Source organism: Shewanella aestuarii, assembly GCF_011765625.1.
GTDB classification, from domain to species: Bacteria; Pseudomonadota; Gammaproteobacteria; order Enterobacterales; family Shewanellaceae; genus Shewanella; species Shewanella aestuarii_A.
The window spans coordinates 715,296-740,277 of sequence record NZ_CP050313.1 but is presented as its reverse complement, the minus strand read 5'-3'; the positions used below and the strand labels follow the sequence as shown (position 1 = coordinate 740,277).

The window sequence follows — 24,982 nt, the reverse complement described above, 5'->3', positions numbered from 1 at the left end:
AAAGAATCCAGTCATCGGGTGAGTTTTCGCGACATTGTGCAGTACACTGCGACACAGAATGAGTTCTCAAACAATAAAAGAAAAAATTAACATGTTTCTATCACCCTACTATTCAAAAGAAAATCAAAACGTAACCATTACATCACAACAGGCAAGTGACTTCGCCAAGCAGGTTGCAGAAGACTTCAATCCAATTCATGACGTGGGCGCAAAACGCTTTTGTGTGCCTGGCGACTTGCTATTTTCAGTGGTGTTAACCGAGTTTGGCTTAAGTCAAGATATGCAATTTCAGTTTGCTGGAATGGTCGGTGATGGTGTCACCCTACAATTACCAGAGACACCGAGTGAAAAATTCACCATTAGCGATGCTAAGGGCAAAGAATATTTACATGTGTCACGTCAAGGGGAGTTGTGTCAATGCGACAAACAAACTGCGGCATTTATCAAAAGTTATGTGGCATTTTCGGGTCTTAACTTCATGCATGTACTTATCCCAATGATGAAGCAATATGGCATGATGATAAATCCTGAACGCCCTTTAGTCATTTATGAAAGCATGGCATTCCATCTAGATCATTTCGACTTTGATGATGTCAGCCTCCATTTGGTTGAACAACAAATGGAGGTCAACGGTAAACGTGGTGATGTTACATTAGCATTTGAACTTCGCCATCAGGGAAAACGCATCGGTACGGGTAAGAAAACATTAGTGTTAAGTGGCCTAAGACCCTATGTAGAAGAACAAGCACTGCAAATGTGTGATTATTATGAGTCACGTAAATTAGTGATATAGACACAGTAGCAATATTCCTATAGGAATAAGTGTTATTCTTTTTTTACGTCCTGACAATGTTAGACTGATTTTAGTTAGCCCATGTAATACCTTTAGGTTTACATGGGCAGTCTTATTGATATAAGGACAAAGATGATGAAAAAGTTACTTATTGCGGCCCTTACATTTTGTGTTTTTTCAGCCCAAGCGAATATCATTTACGACAAATCTGGCGTTGATGAAAAAGACTTTATCTATGATGAATATCAATGTCAGGAACTCTCTCAGCAAGTACAAAAAAGTCATGAGTCTCGAAGTGCTTTAGGCAGTGCAGCCAAAGGCGCTGCAGTCGGTGCAATAGGTAGTGCTATTGGCGGTGGTAGTGGTTCTGAAGGCGCTAAAAAGGGTGCTGGTATTGGCGTCGCTCTTGGTTTATTGGGCGGAGCAAAAGATCGCAAAGAAAATGAAGCGAATTACCAAGCAGAAAAAGAACTAGTAGTTAAAAACTGCATGTCGGATCGTGGCTATCGGGTATTAAACTAATTACACAATTTAGACCCACAAGCGACATTAAGTAACATATTGAAAATAAAGCCATGTCAATGACATGGCTTTATTTTATAGTAAACACTATCCTACGCAGCCTGTGTCTCTGGTGGGCTTTGCAACAACATAATCGCACTGTAACCAATTAAATGATTAATACAACGGGCTCCCTCTTCACCTAACTTCTCAAATGCCAGCTCTCTTGCGGTATTGACGGCCTTGAAGAAAGTTACACTGTCATCATTATTCCCACACAAACTAAAAAACAGCTTAAGCACAGCTTTATGCTCTGTCACCTGCATTGACTGATTCCAAGATTTTTCAAGCGCAGTGATTGATGTGAAATCTAATGCATCAATAAAAAACTGGCCGATACGGTGATCTAATCGGATCAGGAATTCAGTCTTTTTAGGGAAGTGATGACTAATACCTGTGCGGCTTATACCGGTCGCATTTGATAATGTAGTATAAGACATTGCCTCAAAACCTATGCTGAGGATTTGTTTAAGGGCTTCGTCTAAGATTTGAATAATGGTTTGCTCAGTCTCAGCTCGTGAACGCTTGGCCATAAAACTAGGTCTCTCTAATAATTTGGGGCATGAGCTTACCAGACCAAATTAGAAAATTCCGCTAAAAATAAGCAAAATAACAACACTTTTAACCATACATTATCCTATGTATCAGTGCTATTCAGAACATTATCGATATTAACCGGAGTTTTACGCTTAAAAATCAAAGAGTATAAACTCAACAATCTAATTGGTACGCCATGCTAAATAATATTTGCTAACAAAATTATTAATGCCAACAAAAATCATATAAATAAGCTGAAAACGCTTACAAGCTATCAAATGCGGGTAAATGTTGACTTAGCCAATTTTGAGCAGCAGATTCGCCCATTAATTTCGTTAATGTAGGTGACAACACCAGCGCTAAACTGGAATGACGCCAATACATGTAATTAGGTAAGGGCTGTACAACTCCAGAGCCAAATGTGCGCTGAATTAAACTAGAATACTCAGCAATCTCTCGCGAAGTGTAATTGGGTAAAAGTGGATAAACATCAGCAATAAAGTGAGCGTAATCGCTATATTCCTGCAAAGCTTTACTATCAAATCGTTGCAGTAAAAACTGTAATTGAGGTGAACTCCAATGAGACAAATTTTCACTGTCTTGAATCACGGCTAAATTACGACGATGCAATTGTTGCCAAGCAAACTCTAACCCAACGCCTTCTTGGGCTATTCGCCACAATAAGTACACATCAGCTAACCACTCATGTTGGTAAGCACTTAATTGCGCTGGTAGAGTATCGGCTTGCAAATTAATATTATGTAAATGGCCTATTTCATGCCACAAACTCAGCCTAGCTTGATCCTTTAAGCCAATAGCATAGGTAGTTACCCCTAACAAACCAGACTGATTGACTGGCTCACGCTCAGGCTGAATCACGATAACCCCTGCAATTGTGGCATGAGAAACACTTAATACCATGGCGTTTTTAAACCCCATAGCCAAACGTATTGCTTGCGAAGACAAAGCTGCTTGTTGCTGTAAATGAATAGGTAGGGATGTTAAGCAACTATCGAGTTGTTGTAGCTGACAGATAAGTGCTTTCTTATTGAATATACTCACCCACTCAGCAGAGTGAATGTTTAGCGGATCGAGTGAAGCAGAGCGGTCTTTAGCGACACCTTTTGATGGTGTAGCGGATACAAAACCGCTCAGCAATGCCATCATCAATATAAACAAACAAATCAGCAATTGGCGCTGACTTGTTTGTTTAATGCTGCCACTGGCCAGCAACAAACTACTTATTCGCCATAATATTTTGAATAATCGCTGTAGTAGACACGCCATCTTCAAAACCAAGCACTTCTACACAACCGCCATTGGCGATCACTTCCGCACCACCAGCGATCTCTTCAACCTTATAGTCGCCACCTTTAACTAATGAGTCAGGTAATAATCTTGAGATAATTCGCTGCGGGGTATCTTCGCTAAAAGGGACAACCCAATCAACAGACGCCAAACCTGCCAGTACAGCCATACGGCGATCAACCTGATTAACAGGTCTGCCTTCTCCTTTTAAACGCTTAACAGAAGCATCGTCATTAACAGCAACAATCAGCCTGTCACCTAAGGCTTTAGCTTGCTTTAAATAACTCACATGCCCTGCATGTAAAATATCAAAGCAGCCATTGGTCATGACCACTTTTTCGCCGCGAAGTTTGGCCTGCTCGATGGCATAGGCCAGTTGGTCTTCACTGAGCACACCAAAGCCTGACTCGCCATCACGAATATTAAGCGCGTTAATCAACTCAATGCGGCTAACAGTTGAGGTGCCTAGCTTGCCCACCACCACACCAGCGGCAGTATTGGCAATGGCACAGGCTTGAGCAAGTGTGGAACCTGCTGCAATAGAGGTTGCTAGCGCAGAAATCACCGTATCACCAGCTCCCGTCACATCAAACACTTCACGGGCCACGGTAGGTATGTGCAATTCTGGTTCGTCTTTACTGATCAAGGTCATGCCTTTCTCAGAACGCGTGACCAATATAGCCTTAAAATCATGTTGTTTAATTAATGCCTGAGCTTTTTCGATTAAGTCATCTTCACAAGTTACCGTACCAACAACGGCTTCAAACTCACTCATGTTCGGCGTAATTAATGATGCGCCATGATACTTACCAAAATCGCTACCTTTAGGGTCAACTAATACGGTCACGCCTTTGGCACGAGCTTTAGCAATAAAGGCTTGAGGATTATTAATTGCGCCTTTAGCATAATCAGATAACACCAATACATCCACATCATCAAGTAATGTCTCAGCTTGGGCAAATAAGGCTTGGCTATCTTGGGCGGCAAAGGGCTCTTCAAAATCTAAACGAATTAACTGCTGATTGCGTGATAACACTCTTAACTTGGTAATCGTTGGCTTATCTTCAACCGTTAACCATTGTGGTTGCACCCCTAAAGTTTGCACGCCTAAGGTTAATGCCTGCGCATTGTCGTCATCACCCACAATTCCAGCAAGCTTAACTTGCCCTCCTAAAGTCGCCACGTTTAATGCAACGTTAGCCGCGCCACCAGGGCGATCTTCAATCTGGTTAATCTTAACCACCGCAACTGGCGCTTCAGGAGAAATGCGACCCGTTGGCCCAACCCAATAACGGTCAAGCATCACATCGCCAAGCACTAAAACGCGGGCATTTTCAAAAGCAGGAAGAGAAACCTTCATAATGTTTTCACTGTTTGTTGCAAAAATTACCCAGATTGTACCTAATTTTCAGCAAGAAATGAGTTAGAATATGAAATATTTTTAGTTATAAAGACGAGTGATTTGTGGTCGAAAAAGCCGAATTTACTAGCAAATTGTATCACCCTAAATATTGGTTACTGTGGCTAGGTGTCATCTTAATGCGGGCAACTCAATTGCTGCCTTTATCTGTTCAAATGAAACTTGGCAAAGGATTGGGGCGACTTGTTATGGCGGTTGCTAGCAGCCGTAAACATACAGCTCAACGTAATCTTGAATTATGTTTTCCTGACATGCCTAAAGATGAACAACAAAAACTGCTGACCAAAAACTTTGAAGAAACCGGTAAAGCCCTGTTTGATACTATCAATGCGTGGTGGTGGTCTGATGAAAAAATTCAGCAACATATGACAATATCCGGCCAAGAGCATGTCAGAAATAGCTTAGACAATGGTAAAGGGGTCATTCTATTTGCAGTGCATTGTTTACCCTTAGAAATGGGCGCGCGAATTTTTGGCCAATTTCAACCGGGTATTGGTGTATATCGACCACACAATAATCCGGTAATGGAATATCTGCAGGTAAAAGGTCGATTACGCTCCAACAAAGGGTTAGTGCCCAAAAGAGATGTGCGCCAGATGATCCGCAGCTTACGGGCGCCGGATGTCATTTGGTATACGGCCGACCAAGATTTTGGCCGTTCAAGTGCCGTGTTTATTCCATTTTTTGCCGTACCAGATGCTGCCACTATTACCGGAGCAACGTCACTGGCAAAATTAGGCAAAGCTAATGTTCTGCCATTTTTTGTTGAACGGACCGCAGACGACAAAGGTTACAAGATTGAAATTATGCCGCCATTGGATAACTTTCCCGGTGAAAATGAGCTTGAAGATGCATTGCGCGGCAATCAAATTGTTGAGCAAATCATCAGCCGCAATCCATCGCAATATATGTGGTTACACCGTCGCTTTAAAACCCGCCCCGATAAAAGCACCCCATCGCTATATAAATAACCCACTGAAACACCTGCCACTAGCAGGTGTTTTAAATGTCAAAAGGACTTACTAACTAAGTTATGTTCGTAGAGAAAAGATAAAACTTGAAAACCAACATCTTAATCAATGGCGATTGCGACATTAAAAAAAGTACATCATAGGGAAAAGGGTTGAAATTTAACCCTGAATAAGTGACGATCCGCCAACTTTTATGTGCAAATACAATCACAGTAAATAAGTGAACAAAAATAGTTTAGGAACCCCCTTTGATAATAAGGCAGATTTTTCGATAAGTAGTTATTCTATAATCAAAAAATCTAACCCCGTTAACAGATGATGTCTTAAGCTAGAATGAGCCGTTGTTTATTACGATTGGTATATACACGCCCTATTTCGACTGAACGATACATAGGAACCCCCAAGCGCTATGTTAAATCTTGTAAAAACCATTTTTATAGCTGCAACTGCTGCGGTGATAAGCTTGAATAGCTTTGCTATCGAGTACCGTTTGCCAGCAAAAGGCAATCGCCTCGTTGGTGAAAACCAATATTATGTTGTACCGGAAGGGAAACTCACGCTTGAAGATATTGCGGCGCAATTTCAACTTGGGTTAACTAACTTACTTGAAGCCAACCCTGGGGTAGACCCTTTTTTACCTAAACCTGGCAGCACGCTGGTGATCCCTCACCAACTGATTTTACCTGACACTAAGCGTGAAGGGATTGTCATCAACTCAGCCGAAATGCGACTGTATTATTATCCTAAGGGTAAAAACATTGTCGAAGTGTTACCTATTGGTATAGGACAAATTGGCAAAGACACCCCTGAAAACTGGGTCACCAAAGTGCAACGTAAACGCGCAAATCCCACTTGGACTCCAACCGCCCGTATGCGTAAAGAATACGCTGCCAATGGCATTATATTACCTGACGTATGGCCAGCGGGTCCTGATAACCCAATGGGTTTATTTGCGCTATATGTAGGTAATTTATATGCGATTCATGGCACCAATGCCACCTTTGGTATTGGGCTGCGTGTCAGTCAAGGCTGCGTGCGCTTACGCAATGAAGACATCGAGCATTTATTCAGTAGCGTGCCCGTAGGCACCCGGGTGGAGTTTATCAATCAACCGATCAAGGCCACCGAAGAACTCGACGGTAATCGCTACCTTGAAGTGCACCAACCCCTATCACGCACCCAAGATGAATTTGAATCTAACGAGCCCGTGTCCTTAACATTGGATAAAACCATTACACGTTTTCTTGCGCATCCTGATACCGATTCATTTGTATTAAAACGTTTGTTAGAGCAGCGCAACGGCATTCCGACTCGGATTAATCCTTAACGCTTTATTACTGACTATCAAATAGTTCATAAATAACTTATTCGGCTTGCAATTGATGCAAGCCGTTTTTGTTTCAGTTAAGCTATTTTAAAGATAATGACAAAATAACTGATGTTAAAATGGCAATAATAAACAGTGAGTTGATATACAAAATCCTTGCAGGATTGCTATTGCTGGGAGCCGGACAAACCGCTTATGCGACAAACCTATGCGACATGACGCCACAATTAACCGCATTAAGCCAAATTGAGCAGCAAATAGATTATTATCAACTCGAAAACGGCATACAAGTGCGTTTGCTGCAACAAGTTGATAGCCAAAGTGTCAGTATTGCCAGCCAGTTTGCGGTTGGCTCTCGCAATGAACAGCAGGGGCAAACTGGCTACGCCCACCTATTTGAACATCTGTTATTTAAAGGCAGTGAACAAGCCAGTATTGCAACCTACCCCCAGCAGATGAGCGCAGTTGGAGCACGTTTTAATGCGTCTACTCATTTTGATTACACCAATTATTATGCCACCTATCCTAGCCAAGCTATTGAATTAAATCTTTTTCTGGAGTCAGACCGCTTTATCAGGCCAATCATCAGCCCCAACAGCGTGACCAACCAACAAGGTGCGGTATTAGAGGAGATGGCGGGCAGCATAGATAACCAACCTTATATTCGTAAAGCGATGGAATTTTTACTTAAGCAAGTAAACAATACCCCTTACGATCACGCCATTATTGGCAGTGCACAAGACGTGAAGGCCGCAACTGCACAAAGCTTGCAGCAATTTCACCAAACATTCTATCGCCCTGATGCAATGCAATTATCTTTAGTGGGTCAGTTAGCATCCAACACAGCTGAACTCATTGAGCACTATTTTGGTCAATGGCCAAAGCCAACAGCTTCAATAGCAAACTTTTCCCCCTTAACCATTTCTGCTTCGGCTCAGCACGGAGAAATTGTCGATAGCCGTGGCCCATGGCCTGCGGTGTTGCTCGCTTGGCATACGGTTGGACGGCAGCATATTGATGCTGAAGCACTCAGCTTACTAAGCCAGTATTTATTCCAATATCGAGCGAGTTTACTGGCTAAAAGCCAACAAACACATAGTACAAGCTTGCTTGATTACAGTATTCCATTAACCATGGAGATGCATGGAGTCACCAATATCGTGCTTGTTCCCAGAGCCAATGAGTCCCTTGATTCATTAACCCAAATGATCACTCAACTCATTAATCAAGTAGCAGAGCAAGGCATTCCGGCAGACACATTATGCCGCTTGAAAACCTCAGCCATTAATAAGCATTTATCTGAACTAAGCAATCATCAAAACTTAGCCATTTATTTATCTAATAGCCAAGCAAGAGATACACTCACGCCATTAACTGCACCATGGCAAAGAGTAAATCAAGTATCACCGCAAGATATCCAACGAGTCGCCAAGCAATATTTATTGAATAAGCAGATACGGTTAGATCTATTACCACCTTGGTATATTCGTTTCACTAAAACCCTATTAGAATGGTTGCCGCAATCATGGACCGACTCGCTAGAAGGAGCTGTACTCTAAATGGATCAAACTCGATCGATAGAAGCACTACAATTATTCCAGCGATTACAAAAAGGGATCAGCGCAGCAATTAGCGTATTTTTATTAATGTCATGCCAGCATGCACCAACTCAATTTACTGCGATTAGCCCACCCAGCTTACCCAACTTTAACCAACAAAGTTATGCCCCTAAAGTTAACCTAGATGTAAAGCCAATCAGCCTACCTCAATCCAATAAATTCAGCGCTAATTTGTATTGGCATCAATGGCAACCAGATCAGACTCGTCTTAACAGTCTAAACCGTGTGCGAGTGATCGCCCTAACCCCGCAACAGGCAATAAATAGCCCCGATGTGTTAGTGCAAGCCATGAATGAATATGTTCAACTGTTGGCCATCAATAGCCAAGACGAACAAGCAAGCTGTTTGGATAATCTAAAAATCAGCGCATCAATGCACAGTTTGAGTATCGAAAGTTATTGTCAGCAAACTATCGGGCAACAACTTTTTACCATCAATGAGCTGTTACAGGGTGATTGGTTAACGTCAGCAAATGCCGTTATCAACATAGATAAATTGAGTCATAGCCTTAAACTCAACAAGCATATTGGCGCATTTACTGGCAGTGAAATCAACCAGGTTTATCTTGGTCAGCTACTAGGTAAAACTCACCCTTATTATGACAATTTGAATAATAATGCTGTGGTAGAAAAGCTCTCTCCCGAAGCCATTCATGCTTTACTCAAGCGCACCACCAATAATGCTTTTTGGCATGTATTTACAGATCAACAGATAGCTAAACCATCGTCAGACACTCAGTTAACGACTAAGGTCAATCAATATATAACCCGCAACTTAACCATTGCTAACCTCCAGCAGACTGGAACAGCGCCAACAAGTCATGCCCAAAGCCACTCAACAAAAGCTAAAGACCGCCCATTAACTCTGCACATGATTGACGCTCCCGGCACAGTACAAATACAAGTTAGATTAGGCTACAGCCTGAATGAACAGTCACCTAGCAACATTGACGGCAACAGTAATATAAACAGCCGCGACCAAAATAACACCATGAATAACAGCCTAAGCTGTAAGGTATTAGCAGCCCTATTAGGGCGAAGTTTTAGTGGTCGATTATTTTATGATTTACGCGAAGTTCGTGGACTAACCTACGGCATTTATGGCCAATGTAACGATGCGCCACTGGCTCAATACCTTACGTTTTATGGAAGTAGCGCCTTACAACATAGTGGGGCGTTTATTGAAGGCATATTAGCTCATATGTCGCTTATCCAGACTCAAGCCATATCTGACGGTGAACTTAATGCGCTAAAAACTTATTTAATTGGCCAACAAACCTTGTTAAATGACAGCCAAAACGGCAAAGAAAATACCTTTTTAAACAATCAACTACTCAACAAACCCATTAACGCTAATCAACAGTTTCTAGCACAAATAGAGAAGTTATCCGCGCAAGATATCACTAACATCGCCGATCATGTCTTGTCTGCAAATCCAGTGATTGTGATCAGAGGCGATAAAGCGTTAATTGAAAGCGACATCTTGCAAAAACTTCCAAACTGGACCTTAGCCACCATTTCAGCTGAAAGATAGCCTAAGGTTATAGATTGAGAGTTAATCCAGATTATTGGTTTGTGATACTGTTGCTTCATCAGAGGGCTCAGCGATAGCCTCGCTAACAATATCGGTTTCCGCTAATAACTCATGAGATGCTTCCATAGAATGTAAATCTTCCATAGCGGTATCAACATCAGCTAAACCGGCATTGGTTAGCTCTTCTTGTTGTTCGAGTAAATAGTGCTCATCTTGAACATCCTTGAGTAATTTAGCCGCATTTTTCTCAGTGACACTTGGGGTTGGTTCAAATTGACGTTCCTGAGAAAAAAGTGCCGGTTCACTGCTTGATACTTTCGCAGAAGACGTGTCACTTAATACACCTGATTGCCAAATCACCCCTACAGCAACAGCAACACCCGCTACTGCATAAATCATTTTATTTGCAGTGCCTTTGGCATTATTTGATGGTGGCTGAGTTGCCACAGACGAGGACTGAACCTTAGCATTTCTAGCGGCTTGAGCTGATTGCTCAACACCAGAAGTGGTCGACACCCTGGCAACTTGTTGATGCTCTTTTGCTATCAACGCAGCGCTTGCAGCAGGTAATACTGATGCATCTGGGCCTTTTGTGCGCATACCAATAAATTGGCCGCCATCATAAATCTCCATATCGTGACTGGACACATCGGCCTCAACCACACCAGAGCTTACAATAACCAACTTATTACAAAACAGCTTACCTTTTAGAGTGCCGCTAACCCGTAACTCTTGGCAATAAACTTCACCATCGATTTCACCACCAAGTTCAATTTTTACCTGATCGCTTGAACGAATAACCCCTTGCACTTTACCTGCAATGCTAGCAGGTGCATGAATAGTCATTTCACCACTCAATGCCATTTCAGCGCCAATATAGGTTATACCCTTGGTTTTATTATTCATTTTTATATCCCTGACGGAGGTTTTTTGGGGTTACTAATCTTCATCAAAGCTTAAAACAAATAACATGAGTTATAAAGCAGTTAACCAATTTAATCTTTATAGTTAGCGGCTTAGCTAAAAAGCTCACAGAGGATTTATCATGTCTCAGAACAATAAACCCTAGCGAAATGATAGAGAGACTTGTTAGGCTTTACGCTTCTTGGCAACATTTTCTACATCAGCAAAACGACGCAAAAAATTATCTAAAGCGTCATTATTAGGATAATCAAATTGATATTTGTTATGAAAATAAATCGTTAAGGTAACTTGGGCATCCCTCAATGTGATGGTATAACCATCAAAATCTGTTTCCGCTTCAATCCCACACAACTGATAACTGGCACTATAGTGATTGGTTTGTTTTTCCCCTAATGAGGTAATGCTATTAAATACGTTTAACGCTCGATGGATATCTATTTCGTTTTTCATAGTGCCTCATTTGATTTTTATACTATGCACATGTGGCAACTCATATAGATGGTGCGACAAAAATTAAACAACTAGGCCAATATTTACGAAGACATGACCAGTTAGGCTCACTATTTACTCGAATTGATATTCTGTCTCTTGTGGACCACAAGTGACGATATAATTGGAAGTGACAAATGACAATGATTAAGACTTATGATGCTCAGCTTTTACAAGAAACATGGCCTTGTCAGCCCGCGCAAAGAACTCATTTAAAGATAAATCGCTATTTGCCTCACGGGTCGCAACACCGGTACTAAAAGCAATATCGTAGTCAGCATCACTTTGCTGATTATAGCGATTAACCAAATCCGTAAAGCGCGCCACAACTGGCGCTGCATCAAGTTCAGACTCATGACTGAGTAACACGATAAACTCATCACCAGCAAAGCGGGCGATAACATCCGACTCACGAAACCCATCAAGTAAAAGTGCTGCAAATGCTTGCAAAGCTTTATCACCCTCACTGTGACCATATTGATCGTTAATGTCTTTAAAGTAATCTAGATCAAAAACCATCAAACTGGTGTTCAACCCTAAACGATCGCTATTGGCGATAGTTTGCGTGGCCAACATTTCAAAACCACGGCGATTAGAAAGATTGGTTAATGAATCAAGTGATATTTGTTGAATCACTAATAACTCATTTTCAACCAAGCGACCAAAATCAGTTAATGACAATCTATCTTGTTCGGAAAAAACTCTGGGGGCTTCATCAATAATACAAAGCGTACCTAGCCTTTCTCCATTAGGCATGGATAACGGAAAACCAGCATAAAAACGAATATGAGGGGCTTGAACAACTAGCGGATTATCAGCAAAACGCGGATCAGTAAAAGTGTCTTCCACCACAAAGACATCTGATTGCAAAATAGCATGACCACAAAACGAAATATCACGACCAGTTTCTTGAACACCTAAGCCTTGGCAAGACTTAAACCACTGCCGATCACGATCAATTAAGCTCACCAAACAAATAGGCACATTAAACAAACGTTTCGCTAAACGAGTGATTCTGTCAAACCGCTCTTCGGCGGGCGTATCTAATATGCTTAAATTATGTAATGTTTGTAAGCGACTTTCTTCATTGTCAGGAGTGGGCGCGCACAGCATAAGTAATTTTTACCTGTTCTTTTTCTTTAATTAAAGCAGCACTTTTGCAATTGTCCACCCTCAAAAAGGATTAAAGCGCTAGACCAACGAAAAGAGTTTAATACTCAACTTCAAGTATATGTCGATAAATTTCAATCACAGAATCGGTTTTATCTTTAACAATATCAAAACTTAATTGACCACTTAGTTGTTGTAAAGTTAACTCATGATTTTGATCTCTAAGCCAACAATAGGTTTGTGTTAGATGCTGCGCTTCCATTACCGGCAAGATCTCTAAATCGGCTAACACCTCAAAAATACGAACATTGTCAGACCAAATTGTCAGTTCTTGATGCTCATTGGCATAGGCCAGCACCATAAACTGAGCAATAAATTCAATATCGGCAATGCCACCAGCGCTTTGCTTAAGATCAAATATGCCTTCCCCCACCTTCAGTAAGTGGTCACGCATTTTAATCCGCATGTCTCGCACCGCTTTTGCAAGTTCATTCTTGTCACGTTCCACCTGTAAAATTTGAGCGCGCAATTCACTAAATCGATGAGCTAACTCGTGATCGCCAAACACAAAACGAGCACGCACCAACGCCTGATGTTCCCATGTCCAGGCCTCAGTCAATTGATACTCACCAAAACGTTCAATTTCACTGACTAATAAGCCTGATGCCCCGGAAGGTCTTAGGCGCATATCCACTTCATATAACTCACCTGAGGTTGTCCGAGTGGCAAATAAATGCACAATTCGCTGCGCTAGTTTCAAATAGAAGTGACCAGCATCAATAGGACGATCGCCATCTGTGACACCGGTTTGCTGACTACCATGTAAAAAAACTAAGTCTAAGTCAGAGCCATAACCTAACTCTATTCCGCCAAGTTTACCGTAACCAATCACTGCAAAGCCCATATTGCTAGTGCTAGTGCCTTGGGGCACGCCATGGCGTTGTGCAATTTGATGCCATGCCTGCAACACCACTTGCTCAATAATGGCTTCCGCTAAAAAGGTTAAATGATCACTCACCTGCATAACAGGCAATACCCCAGTGACATCGGCTGCGGCAATTTTAAGCTGCTGCGACAGTTTAAACTGCCGCAAAGCTTCCATTTGCTGCTCCATATCATCTTCAGGCACCCGCAGTAAATATTGACGCAGCTCACTGGGGTAATCATCAATGGAGGTAATGTCATAAAGCTGAGCAGGATCAATTAGCTCATCGAGTAACATCGGGAAGTTAGCCAGTTCTTTGGCAATCCACGGGCTGGCACAACATAGGCTCACTAATTGCTGACGTGCACCTGGGTTTTCACACAGTAATTCAAGGTAGGTTGTGCGGGTTAATATTTTGTCTAACACCTTTGACACAGGCTTAAATGCGGCACTTGGCTTAGCTTGAGTCATTAACTCTTCAAGTAGCTTAGGCATCAGTTTATCGAGGGTTTCACGCCCACGCGGGCCAATGGAGCGCTTAGCAACCGTCGCTCGCCACTCGCTAATTAGCGGCCATAGCTCGGTATCTTCTATTTGCTGCTCTTGCAATAGACTATCCGCATGCTCATCTTGTTGCAGATTCCAAAATAAACTTGTCCAGTGATCGCTATGCTCATGGGAATCTCCACCACCGACAGTGGCATTAAAGTGCGCATGAATCTTGGCCATTGCCGCTTCAATATGAGTTCGTAAATCAGTCTCATTGGCCATATTTAAGCTGTAACATAAGCGCTGCCAGTCTAAATCAGCCGAAGGCAGCGTTTGAGTTTGCTTGTCAGCAATGGCTTGCAATAAGTTTTCAACTCGGCGCAACAGCACATAAGAGTGCTTTAGCTCATCGACCGCCAAATACTCTAATTGACCTAAGCTGTATAAGGTATCGATAGCACCAAATAAACTCTGCTGACGTAATGCAGGCTCGCGCCCACCACGAATAAGCTGAAAACTTTGCACAACGAACTCAACCTCGCGAATACCACCAGCACCCAGTTTGATATTGTCGGTTAGTTGGCGGCGACGTACTTCTTGCGCGATCATTTGCTTCATTTTACGCAATGATTCGATGGCAGAAAAATCGATATAACGACGGTAAACAAAAGGGCGCAATAAATCGTGCAAGTCATCACAGTGTTGAGTCCATGGCCCTAACACACGCGCTTTGACCATGGCATATCGCTCCCAGTCACGACCTTGTTCTTGGTAATAATCTTCAAGACCGGCAAAACTGACAACTAACGGTCCGCTTTCGCCATAGGGACGTAAACGCATATCCACCCGAAAAACAAAACCATCGACAGTCACTTGGTCAAGCAGGTTAACTAAACGTTGTCCCATGCGAATAAAAAACTGCTGGTTATCAATAGCACGGCGGCCGCCAACAGTTTCACCATGCTCAGGAAAGGTAAAAATTAAATCAATATCCGATGAAAAGTTAAGTTCACGACCGCCTAACTTACCCATACCTAAAATTAATAAAGGCTGCGGTTTGCCTTCAGCATCAGTTGGGGTACCCAATTGCTTACAGGCATCTTGATATAGCCAATCTCGGCCTGCAATAACCAAGGCTTCAGCCAAAGACGATAAATCAATCAAGGCTTCTTCAAGCTTGGAGTAATTGGCAAAATCTCGCCATGCTAAACGCACCATTTGCTTGTTACGGTATTGCCTAAGTGCTGATTTCACTGCATCTTCGCTGGTTAAATCCATCAATATTTCATGCAGTTCTTTGTCAAAGTCAGTGCGGACCACTTCATTTAATAAGCCAGAAAATAACTCAACAATCCACTGAGGATGACGACAAAGCTGTTCAGCGATGTAATCGCTTAACCCCATTATGGTTTTTAACTCAGCTTGTTGCACCGCAGTTAATACGTGAACGGCCTCAGGCCAGAGGTCGACTAATCTTGACCAGTAACTTTCTGCGGTGTGTTGGATTTGTGCAGATAAAACCTTGTTACTTTGAGATGGCATGGCGATAATGTTCCTTTAATCGATTATTAACTTGACATAATATGTCTTGCTACTGATATATTGATCGCAGATATCTATAAAATTGTTTCCAGATTACTATAACCTGCGACGAACGCACATGAATTTTATAACACTTGGAGAAAACATGGCTGGCAAGTTCCCCCGTGTATTCACGTTAATTTTCACCTTATTAATCGGATTGAGTCTAAGCGGTTGTGGTGATGATCGACCTGAGCAAATCGCAAAATATCAACAATTGACAGAACAGCGACTCAATCAGCTTCAAAACGGGCTCGAAAATGGTCAGTTACGTAATGCGACATTGCTGAAACAATACAGCCAAATTTTAAGCCAACAGCGCAGCGATTTAGCCCCATTATTAAATGAATTAGCATTAGATGCGACGGCAAGTGGACCGATGTTTTTGTCGCTTAAGCGTCGCAATGCTGAGCTATCAAACGCTGCCAACTATATGGATTTAGACCAACAACTTGCTGAAGCAGAAAATGTGTATCAAGCGGCTGATAGCGCATTATTTAATGATATGTTGTCAGATCCATTGAATGTCATTGCCGATATGTCTCAGGGCAAATTAGCCCGAGTTAATGCTATCAGCCGCGAGGCGGCTGCACTGGCAAATAGTGAAGATGATTTTGGCCCTGGTAGTCAACTGGTAGGCAATCCTAATTATGGGAGTTGGCAAACTGGCTCAAATGGTATGTCTTTTTGGGCGTGGTATGGCATGTATTCGATGTTCTCGAACATCTTTAATCGCCCTATAGCCTACGATAACTGGTCTAATCGCCGTGGTTACAGCTATTACAACGACGTTGGCCGCTATCGTTATACATCACCCAAACAAGCTACGGCGCAAGAGAAAACCTTTGCTCAAACTAAAAAGCGTTTTGACTCACAAGGCAAACGATTCAACAGCCCGTATGCCAAAACCCGCACAGGCTCAACCAGTCTATCGCGCCAAAGTACCAGCGCGCCCAAGGCAAGTACCACAACGCGTACGGCCAGCAGTAGCAAATTTCGCTCAAATTACTCTAAAACTAGCAGTTTCCGTAATTCAACTAGCCGCACCACTCGCGGTATTAGTCGCGGCAAGTAAATAGGTAGGATTAACCATGACATTTCTTGAACAATATGGCATTACCCAGCCACTTTTAATTATTCTTGCCATTGACTTGGCTATCGCAATTGTCCTACTAGCCTTAATGCGTTATCTGCAAGGATGGACCGTCAATGTCAACAGCAGTAAAGAGCTCGCTGAACGTGATAACTTTGCCTTTGGGATAAGTACCGCAGGTGCCGTAGCCGCGTTAGGTATAGTGCTCACAGGCGCTATCACAGGTGAAGCTGCCAGCTCTTATGTTACCGAAGCGATTGGCATGAGTGCATATGGTATTTTTGGCTTAGTGCTCATTAAGCTTGGACGCTTTTTACATGACAAAGTGGCTTTAAATGAATTTGCTAAAAATGATGAAATTTTAAAGGGCAATATTTCGGTTGCCGTAGTTGATGCCGCTGCTGCGATTGCCACTGCAATTATTATTCGCGCCGTACTCATGTGGGCTGAAGATATAACTATTGATACCTTTATTGCTATTTTCAGTGCCTTTATTGTCTCGCAGTTAATTTTAGTACTGTTAACTCGTTTTCGTGAAAACCGCTACGCCAAGCGTAATCAAAATGCCTCAATGCAAGAAGCCTTAAAACAAGGGCAAACAGCATTAGCCCTGCGCCACAGTGGTTATATGATTGCCATGGCATTAAGCTTTAATGCCGCAAGCCACTTTATTCACTACATTCCAACCGCTTATGTCAGCAATATTATTGGCTGGTTAGTATTCTCGATTATCATGTTAGTCCTAATGACCATAGTGATTGCCATCGTTAAAAAGCTAGTACTAGCAGGCATTAACTTAGCTCAAGAAGTTGAACTGCAACATAACATTGGTATTGCTGCGGTTGAAATGGCCATAAGCATTGCCGTCGCCCTTATTTTAACGGCGTTAATGGCGTAACCTTATGTCTGACACTTTGCTTGAAGCTGATCCAACTCAGCCTGTAAAAGGGGGCTTCAAGCAAAGTACTGAAGCCTCCTCTCATCCTGCACAAAAAAGGCTCGCTTGGTTTGATGATGCCTTGTTACTTGGCATTATGGCGCTACTAGCTGGCTGCGGTCTGATATATGAGTACTTACTCTCTCATTACGCTGGGCGTATTTTAGGCGCCTTAGAAGCCGCCATTTACACCATGATTGGCTTAATGATTGTTTCTATGGGAGTTGGGGCATTCGCCGCCCGTAAAATAAAATGCGCCTTTACCGGCTTTGCCATATTAGAGCTGACCGTAGCCTTATGCGGCTCATTTGCCATTATCATTACCGCTGCTGTCATTGGTTTTGGCCAACAATTACCACTGGCTATTGCCAATAACTTGGGCCTACCTGCTGATACCTTACCAAATGGTGGCTTTATTGCCACGCTGCAAGCACTCAGCGAATACCTACCTTATGCTTGGGGAGTGTTACTTGGCTTAATGATCGGCATGGAAATTCCACTGATCGCCAGAGTCCGCCAGTCTCTTTCAGAAGCTCATTTACTTCATAATGCTGGTACAATTTACGGCGCAGATTATATTGGCGCAGGGGTAGGTGCCGCTATTTGGGTTGGCTTTATGCTGGCCATTGATATTCAACTGGCCGCGGCACTCACCGCCAGTGTGAATTTAATTGCAGGATTTATCTTTATTGTGCGTTTTTGGCACAAGATTAACCATGCAAAATTATTGCTATTGGGTCATATCGTTGCCAGTGTTTGTATTGGCGTACTGGCCTCCAAAGGGCCACAGTGGGAACAACATTTTAATAATCTGCTATACAAAGATAAGGTGGTTTATGCCAAAGCCACTCGTTTTCAGCAACTCACATTTACTGAGCGTTTACGGGGTAATGGTTTAGCCCCCGTTTACAATTTGTATATTAACGGCCGCTTGCAGTTCTCAAGTAGTGACGAGCATATCTATCATAGCTTTTTAGTTCACCCAACCTTAGCTGCCAGCGCCCGACACGATAAGGTATTAATTATTGGTGGTGGAGATGGCCTAGGCTTAAAACAGGTGCTTGCATGGCAGCCTAAAAGCGTCACATTAATGGATTTAGACAAAGACTTGGTTAGCCTTTTCAAAGCGCCTCCTGATGATATGCCTGCCTTTTTAAGCCAAGTCTTGTTAGCGCTTAATGACAATAGTTTGAATGACCCTAGGCTGACGTTAATCCATGATGATGCTTTTAATGGTGTCGACAAACTGATCCAGTCAGGTCAACATTTTGATGCCATCATTGTTGATTTGCCTGACCCAAGCCATCCGGATTTAAATAAGCTTTATTCTGATTTATTTTATCGAAAACTCAATGAACTCCTCAGCGCCGATGGCGTTGTCACGGTACAATCAACCTCTCCATATCATGCACCAAAGGCGTTTATTTCGATCGGAAAAACCTTGCAAGCTGCAGGTTTTAATGTCGATCAATATCACCATAACGTACCAAGCTTTGGCGAATGGGGCTGGAGTATTGCCAGTAAACATGGCGCAAGCCCTGCTCAACGATTAACAAAGCTCGACAAGATGCCAATACAAGATGATTGGCTAACACTGGGCTTAATCAAAGGCGCCTTTGAATTTCCGGCAAATTTTTATGATGATAAACAAAATATTAATGTGAACACCATAGGTTCACTGCAGTTATATCACTATCATTTAGCCGCTTGGTCAGACAATGAAGTGATGAATCTTTTTTAATGGACCAGATAGCGCTTGACATATTATGTCTAGGTGCTATCTTTATTCGCAGACATAATATGTCAATAAGGACAAATATGAATATCCACACTATTGCTAACCATTTAAATGGTCTTTGTGACAACAGCCTTACCGGCTTTCAATTTGATTGTTATCCCATTGATGGCGACGTTGAAGTCTTACAAGTCAACGTAGTCGGCCGTGAAGAGATCCCAGTGTTTGTCTCTGTCACTGACAATCAAATTTTGTGTATTAGTTATTTGTGGGGCGAAACTGAAGTAAACCAAGCTCGCCGCGCTGAAATGTTTGAAACCATGTTAGAGCTAAACATTCCAATGCCATTGTCATCATTTGCCAAAATTGATGACAAATACGTAGTTTATGGTGCACTGGCACTGGCTTCTAGCATGGAAGAAATTGAACAAGAATTAGCTGTCCTTTCAGACAACTGTTTGGAAGTTATTGACGAACTCGCAGAGTTTTTAATTTAAGGAGTCAACTATGGGCATTTTAAACAAAATCCTAACCGCATTTCGTGGTGGCGCAAATGAAGTAGGCCAAAGCATTGTTGACGCCAACTCAACGCGCATTTTCGAACAAGAAATTCGTGATGCGGAAAAACACCTGACTAAAGCTAAGCGTGAACTCACAGATGTAATGGCTAAAGAAATGCAAGCCAGCCGTGAAGTTGACCGCTTAAAGCGCAGCATTGCTGAACATGAAGGCTATGCAACTCAAGCCTTAGACAAAGGTAATGAAGCATTAGCTATTGAAGTTGCAGAAAAAATCGCTCAATTAGATCAAGAACTTGCCGAACAACAAACGGCAAATGATAGCTTTAGCTCACACGCTGTTCGCTTAAAAGATTTGGTGAAGAAAACTGAACGCCAGTTATCTGATTACCAACGTCAGCTAAGCATGGTTAAAACCACCGAAAGCGTACAAAAAGCAACCGCAACGATTACTGATTCATTTGCATCTAGTAACTCTAAGCTACTTAACGCTAAAGACTCACTTGAGCGTATTAAAGCGCGTCAACAACAGTTTGATGACCGTTTGAAAGCGTCTGAAGCCTTAGCAGAAGAAAACAGCGATAAGTCGCTACAGGCTAAGCTAGCAGAAGCTGGGATTGGTGAGCAAAAATCAAACGCCAATGCGGTCCTTGAACGCATTAAAGCACGTAAAGGTTAATTGACTATGGGATTTCTACGTGGCCTATTTGGCAAGAAAGAAGCCCCAAAGCGTGTGCTTGACCACCCAAACAAGCTGCTCAAGGGTGACATGATCACCCTTGATGACAGCTTTGCTTTGCCCGCACAACTTCGTGGGCAACAGCTAAAAGTGGAAGCTATCCATACCTACGAATATCAACGTTCGCAGCAATGTGAATTTATGCTTCGTGGTCATAGTGGTAAGTCAATTTTTATGGCCTACGTAGTCGAAGATGAAGCCTATCTCAGCTTTTCTTACAAAATCAGCCGTGCTGTGGTCGAACAGTTATTTGATTTAGACCAGTTTGCCGACATTTTCGAAGAACCCGGACAAGCAAATCTCACACCGCAGGCTTTATCGCCAGAACTTAGCGAAGAGCTGGGGCAATGGGTAGCTGATGATTATCATCAAGTCGAATATGCTGGTTTTGGTTATTTTCATCGTGAAGATTATCGAAACTTAACTCCCCCTCAGGACGATAATGGTCAACGTGGTGAAGCCTTTGAAAGCTATTCTCTGGTCAACGCACATGAAACCCATGCTTTAGACATTGAAGTTTATGAATCTGGTGACACAGAAGTCATGTTAACCTTATATCGCCCATTAAGTGATATTCGAGATTATTGGCCTGCAAGCTAATTAAGGAGAGCTGCCCATATGTCAACAGGCAAGCCATTACCTGATAAGTGGTTGAAGAACCAACAAGCCGCCAAAGCCACTCAAGTGGCTTTTGACATAGATGAAAAGTTCCAATATTCCATCCGTAAAGCGGCATTAGACAGGGGCGTTAGTCCTTCGGACCAAATTAGAACGATTCTTGGTTTATCGGTATCCAAACGCCCTAAAAGGCCAAGGCTGACAGTATCACTAAGCGGTGAAGACTACGTTATTTTGGCTGAAAAGTATGGTCTTACACCCGAAGCGCAACTTGAAATTAAAAAGCGCGTTTTAGATGATTTAGTTCACTTTGTCGATTCTAAATAAGCTTTCTGTTAAAACGCACTAGACTTTGTCCTAGTGCGTTTTTTATTATGCCTGTATCAACAAAAGTAAACTCAACTTAAATGGACTTCCAGAATGCTTAACCCAAAACGCTGGTCAGCAAAAACCAAAACCATGCTTGACCCGTTTGAGTTTGTCATGATGATCTTATCGTTTTTTTCGGTGGTCATTGTACTCATTTTAGCCTTCGCTAAGCTAGATAAAGAGACTTATCGGGTCCTCTTATATGTAGATACGACAATTTGTGTGATCTTTATGACGCGCTTTTTTATCGGCTTAACGAAAGCACGGGATAAAAAGTACTACTTGCGCCATCACTGGATTGATTTTATTGCCAGTATCCCCGCTATTGAAGCATTACGTATCGCAAGGGTGTTTCAAATCCTTCGCGTTATTCGATTAATAAGAATGAGCCGTGCAATTATTTGGCCGCTACTAAGACAACGTAAACAAACGACTCTGGCCAGCTTATTGTTGGCTACAGTTTTAATTTTGGCTAACGCCTCAGTGTTAATCCTGTTAGTTGAGTCCGGCGTTGAAGGGGCTAACATCCATACTGCCGAACAAGCCATTTGGTGGGCATTAGTGACCATTTCTACTGTTGGTTATGGTGATTTTTATCCTGTGAGCACCCTTGGACATTTGATCGGCGGCATTGTGATTATCAGCGGTGTTAGCTTTTTTGGGGTAATTTCAGGCTACATGGCATCAGTATTTGTCGCACCTGATGAGCAAGAACGAAAAGAGTCACAACAAGAAATGATTAAAAATGAGTTAGAGCAAGTGCTAACTCGCATGGAAGCTAATCAACGACAAATGGAAAAAAATCAAACTGAAATGCTCAACGAAATTGCCGAGCTGAAAGATCAATTAGCTAAAAAGTAAGCTCACCAGGTGCTTACTCGTTTGACATATTAAATGCAGACGTTAACAAAAGGTGCTGCTTATACCATTAATCGTAATAAATAACTGATCACTCTAGCTTATTAAAACGCTATTTTTGATCACTTACTTATCGTGATTGGTATTACCTCAGTATTGGTATTACCTCAGTAAAATCAGCACCTTTTATGTAACATTTTAGGAATTACTCACCTAATAACTTTTGCCACCAAGACAACGGTTCACCGCAATTTGCAGCGGGTTTATAACTGTTTTCATGAGCCGGTAAATTAATAATATTTTTACACTTTGACTGCATTGCCGCGCCCGTTGTGCGGTCAAAATAGCCATTTACAATACCATTTACTGGTGACATCCGCAGGCTTAATGGTGGGCGCTGAGCTAAAAAGGCTTGATACACAGCCATCGCACCACTGCTTCCATATAAGCCGGTTTTACTATTATCGTCTTGACCCACCCAAATTGCCGCTACATTGCGCTCATCAAATCCGGCAAACCATGAGTCTCGACTATCGTTACTGGTACCGGTTTTACCGGCTAATTTGACATTTGCAAACGCGGCACCTAAACGCTTTGCTGTGCCCGTTCTTACAACTTGATGCATAGCATATTGCACTAAGTAGTCTGTAGCAGGATCAATCGCCATTTGACTTGCTGAGCGATTAACTACTAATGGTTGATTATGACTATCTAACACCGCAGTAATTGAACTTAATTGACGATAACGCCCCTGATCAGCCAATGTTTGATACACCTGCGCCACCATCAACGGCGAGCCATTCACTGCCCCTAATAACATTGATGGATAAGTCGGTATGTTATCACTCCACCCTGCTTGCTTAAGGGTATTCGCTACGCTATCAACGCCCACAGTTAAGCCGGCATTTACTGTGGGCACGTTCATCGAATCTTTAAAGGCTTCAAGTAATGATACTTCACCATTAAATTGCTTGTTAACGTTTTGCGGTGACCACGTTTTTCCTTGCTCGTTTTTCAAGGTAATAGGCTTATCGGCGATGGGGCTGGCTAAACTGAATTTATCCGGTTGTGATAAGGCGGTGGCATACACAAAAGGTTTAATCAGCGACCCAATTGGTCGGCGTATTTCAACCGCGCGGTTAAAACCTTCATAGCTAGGCTGCCTATCTCCCACCATAGCGGCAATGCCACCAGTGTATTTATCTGTTACGACCATGCCCACTTGCACATTTTTAACTTGTTTATCTAATGACTTTAATGTTGATACCACGGCTTTTTCAGCCGCATCTTGCGCCATAGGATCAAGAGTGGTGTATACCTTCACTCCAGATTGATTCAGTAAGCTGTCGCCATAACGTTGGCGTAATTCATTTTTAACCACCGCAAAGAATGCTGGTAATTTTTGATGAACAGACTTTTTACCATCACGCAAACCTAAGGGGGATTCTGCCGCAGCTTTATATTGCTCCACTGATAGCTTGTCATTTTCCATTAAAATGCGCAGCACTAAGTCGCGTCGTTCTTGCGCCCGCTCAGGGTAGCGCCAAGGGTTGTAATAAGAAGGCCCTTTGATCACCGCCACCAGAAAAGCTTGTTGAGCGATAGTCAGTTCTGCAATTGGGCGCCCAAAATAAAATTGTGAAGCTAACCCCATGCCATGAACACCACGGGCTTTATCTTGCCCCATGTACACTTCGTTTAAATACGCCTCAAGGATCTCATCTTTGCTGTATCTAAAATCAATAATGATTGCCATCAAAGCTTCACGAACTTTACGTATTAGTGAGCGCTCGCTAGTTAAAAAGAAATTTTTGGCCAACTGCTGCGTTAAGGTTGACCCACCCTGCACCGCCCTACCAGCAGTTAAGTTAACCAAAGCTGCACGAGCAATAGCAAACGGATTCACCCCATGATGGTCATAAAAACTGCGATCTTCCACCAGCAATAACGACTCAACCACCATAGAGGGAATTTCTGCCGTAGGCACAAATAAACGATCTTCACCATCGCCTGCAATAATACGATCAAGTAACACTGGCTCTAAATGAAACACAGCTAATTCGCGCATATCGCTCATACGTTTTACTGAACTCACGCCTAGATCATCAAAGGTTATCATTACCCGTTGCTCGGCTTGGTTGCCCTCTGGATGTAAAAAGGGTCTACGCCATAACTCAATTTTGGTACTTGATGCTGAAAACTCACCCACCTGACGTGGATTAGCCACCTTGCGATAACCTAATAATTTTAGCTCTGCCATCAACTGAGGGTGGTTCACCGCAGCCCCTGGGTACAACGCCATTGAACGACTAAATACCTGAGCAGGTAAATGCCATTTTTGACCTTCAAACTTTTGCGCGATAATTTGGTCTAAATAAATGGCGTAAAAAGTCACAAAAGCAATACCGATTAAGGTTAGCTTCCACGTGATTGACCAGAGACTTTTCAGCCAGCTGCGGTTATTGTTTTTAATCTTTTTTTTACTTGTTTTCGTTGACGTTTTTTTGTTTGCCATGGATATTTTTACA

At 42.4% G+C, this 24,982-nt stretch carries 22 protein-coding genes; 14 read left to right on the top strand and 8 right to left on the bottom strand.

What is annotated here, in order from left to right; translation table 11 throughout:
- Positions 1–91: 91 nt before the first annotated feature.
- On the top strand, positions 92–793 hold the full coding sequence (locus HBH39_RS03415) for a DUF3581 domain-containing protein (protein WP_167679944.1): 702 nt from the start codon (positions 92–94) through the stop codon (positions 791–793).
- Between the two features lie 132 nt (positions 794–925).
- Positions 926–1,315 carry a glycine zipper family protein gene (locus HBH39_RS03410; RefSeq protein WP_244325728.1) on the top strand — a complete coding sequence of 130 codons (390 nt, stop codon included), beginning with the start codon at positions 926–928 and terminating at the stop codon, positions 1,313–1,315.
- A 92-nt stretch (positions 1,316–1,407) separates the two neighbouring features.
- Here the strand turns inward: HBH39_RS03410 and HBH39_RS03405 are convergent, their stop codons facing one another.
- From HBH39_RS03405 to hldE, 3 genes are all read right to left on the bottom strand, one after another.
- Positions 1,408–1,887 (bottom strand): TetR/AcrR family transcriptional regulator, encoded by a 480-nt coding sequence (locus HBH39_RS03405; protein WP_167675634.1) that lies wholly within the window; start codon positions 1,885–1,887, stop codon positions 1,408–1,410.
- Positions 1,888–2,155: 268 nt separating this feature from the next.
- Positions 2,156–3,178: a hypothetical protein gene (locus HBH39_RS03400; protein WP_167675632.1), complete on the bottom strand. Its 1,023-nt coding sequence runs from the start codon at positions 3,176–3,178 to the stop codon at positions 2,156–2,158.
- Positions 3,129–4,559: a bifunctional D-glycero-beta-D-manno-heptose-7-phosphate kinase/D-glycero-beta-D-manno-heptose 1-phosphate adenylyltransferase HldE gene (hldE, locus tag HBH39_RS03395; RefSeq protein WP_167675630.1), complete on the bottom strand. Its 1,431-nt coding sequence runs from the start codon at positions 4,557–4,559 to the stop codon at positions 3,129–3,131. Before hldE ends, HBH39_RS03400 begins: the two co-directional genes overlap by 50 nt.
- 104 nt (positions 4,560–4,663) lie before the next feature.
- On the opposite strand from hldE, the gene HBH39_RS03390 reads away from it, so the two are divergent.
- From HBH39_RS03390 to HBH39_RS03375, 4 genes are all read left to right on the top strand, one after another.
- Positions 4,664–5,590 carry an LpxL/LpxP family Kdo(2)-lipid IV(A) lauroyl/palmitoleoyl acyltransferase gene (locus HBH39_RS03390; protein ID WP_167675628.1) on the top strand — a complete coding sequence of 309 codons (927 nt, stop codon included), beginning with the start codon at positions 4,664–4,666 and terminating at the stop codon, positions 5,588–5,590.
- Positions 5,591–5,999: 409 nt separating this feature from the next.
- Complete coding sequence (locus tag HBH39_RS03385; RefSeq protein ID WP_167675625.1) at positions 6,000–6,917, top strand: L,D-transpeptidase family protein; 918 nt, start codon at positions 6,000–6,002, stop codon at positions 6,915–6,917.
- 119 nt (positions 6,918–7,036) lie between these two features.
- Positions 7,037–8,476 (top strand): M16 family metallopeptidase, encoded by a 1,440-nt coding sequence (locus tag HBH39_RS03380; protein ID WP_167675623.1) that lies wholly within the window; start codon positions 7,037–7,039, stop codon positions 8,474–8,476.
- A complete protein-coding gene (locus tag HBH39_RS03375; RefSeq protein ID WP_167675621.1) occupies positions 8,477–10,069 on the top strand; it encodes a M16 family metallopeptidase in 1,593 nt (530 codons plus the stop codon). It begins immediately after the preceding gene.
- A 21-nt stretch (positions 10,070–10,090) separates the two neighbouring features.
- On the opposite strand, the gene HBH39_RS03370 is transcribed toward HBH39_RS03375, so the two are convergent.
- The 4 genes from HBH39_RS03370 to glnE form a co-directional block, all read right to left on the bottom strand.
- Complete coding sequence (locus HBH39_RS03370) at positions 10,091–10,975, bottom strand: polymer-forming cytoskeletal protein (RefSeq protein ID WP_167675619.1); 885 nt, start codon at positions 10,973–10,975, stop codon at positions 10,091–10,093.
- 183 nt (positions 10,976–11,158) lie between these two features.
- On the bottom strand, positions 11,159–11,443 hold the full coding sequence (locus tag HBH39_RS03365; RefSeq protein ID WP_167675617.1) for a DUF3081 family protein: 285 nt from the start codon (positions 11,441–11,443) through the stop codon (positions 11,159–11,161).
- A 186-nt stretch (positions 11,444–11,629) separates the two neighbouring features.
- The gene (locus HBH39_RS03360) at positions 11,630–12,595 is read right to left on the bottom strand and encodes a sensor domain-containing diguanylate cyclase (RefSeq protein ID WP_167675615.1); all 966 of its coding nucleotides are present in this window, start codon (positions 12,593–12,595) and stop codon (positions 11,630–11,632) included.
- Positions 12,596–12,692: 97 nt separating this feature from the next.
- Positions 12,693–15,548, bottom strand: a complete 2,856-nt coding sequence (glnE, locus tag HBH39_RS03355) for a bifunctional [glutamate--ammonia ligase]-adenylyl-L-tyrosine phosphorylase/[glutamate--ammonia-ligase] adenylyltransferase (protein WP_167675613.1) — start codon at positions 15,546–15,548, stop codon at positions 12,693–12,695.
- Between the two features lie 145 nt (positions 15,549–15,693).
- Here glnE and HBH39_RS03350 point away from each other — a divergent pair, with 145 nt between their 5' ends.
- The 8 genes from HBH39_RS03350 to HBH39_RS03315 all read left to right on the top strand — a co-directional run bounded on the left by HBH39_RS03350 (position 15,694) and on the right by HBH39_RS03315 (position 22,457).
- Complete coding sequence (locus tag HBH39_RS03350) at positions 15,694–16,662, top strand: hypothetical protein (RefSeq protein WP_167675611.1); 969 nt, start codon at positions 15,694–15,696, stop codon at positions 16,660–16,662.
- A gap of 16 nt (positions 16,663–16,678) precedes the next feature.
- Positions 16,679–17,578: a DUF350 domain-containing protein gene (locus tag HBH39_RS03345; protein ID WP_167675609.1), complete on the top strand. Its 900-nt coding sequence runs from the start codon at positions 16,679–16,681 to the stop codon at positions 17,576–17,578.
- A 4-nt stretch (positions 17,579–17,582) separates the two neighbouring features.
- A complete protein-coding gene (locus HBH39_RS03340; protein WP_167675607.1) occupies positions 17,583–19,358 on the top strand; it encodes a polyamine aminopropyltransferase in 1,776 nt (591 codons plus the stop codon).
- A gap of 77 nt (positions 19,359–19,435) precedes the next feature.
- A complete protein-coding gene (locus HBH39_RS03335) occupies positions 19,436–19,849 on the top strand; it encodes a YjfI family protein (protein ID WP_167675605.1) in 414 nt (137 codons plus the stop codon).
- Positions 19,850–19,859: 10 nt separating this feature from the next.
- Positions 19,860–20,549: a PspA/IM30 family protein gene (locus HBH39_RS03330; protein WP_167675603.1), complete on the top strand. Its 690-nt coding sequence runs from the start codon at positions 19,860–19,862 to the stop codon at positions 20,547–20,549.
- 6 nt (positions 20,550–20,555) lie between these two features.
- Entirely contained in the window at positions 20,556–21,209 is a 654-nt protein-coding gene (locus HBH39_RS03325; RefSeq protein ID WP_167675601.1) for a hypothetical protein, read from the top strand.
- A gap of 18 nt (positions 21,210–21,227) precedes the next feature.
- A complete protein-coding gene (locus tag HBH39_RS03320) occupies positions 21,228–21,554 on the top strand; it encodes a hypothetical protein (RefSeq protein ID WP_167675600.1) in 327 nt (108 codons plus the stop codon).
- A 93-nt stretch (positions 21,555–21,647) separates the two neighbouring features.
- On the top strand, positions 21,648–22,457 hold the full coding sequence (locus HBH39_RS03315; protein WP_167675598.1) for an ion transporter: 810 nt from the start codon (positions 21,648–21,650) through the stop codon (positions 22,455–22,457).
- Positions 22,458–22,659: 202 nt separating this feature from the next.
- Here HBH39_RS03315 and mrcB read toward each other — a convergent pair whose 3' ends face one another.
- On the bottom strand, positions 22,660–24,969 hold the full coding sequence (gene mrcB, locus HBH39_RS03310) for a penicillin-binding protein 1B (protein WP_167675596.1): 2,310 nt from the start codon (positions 24,967–24,969) through the stop codon (positions 22,660–22,662).
- Positions 24,970–24,982: the final 13 nt, after the last annotated feature.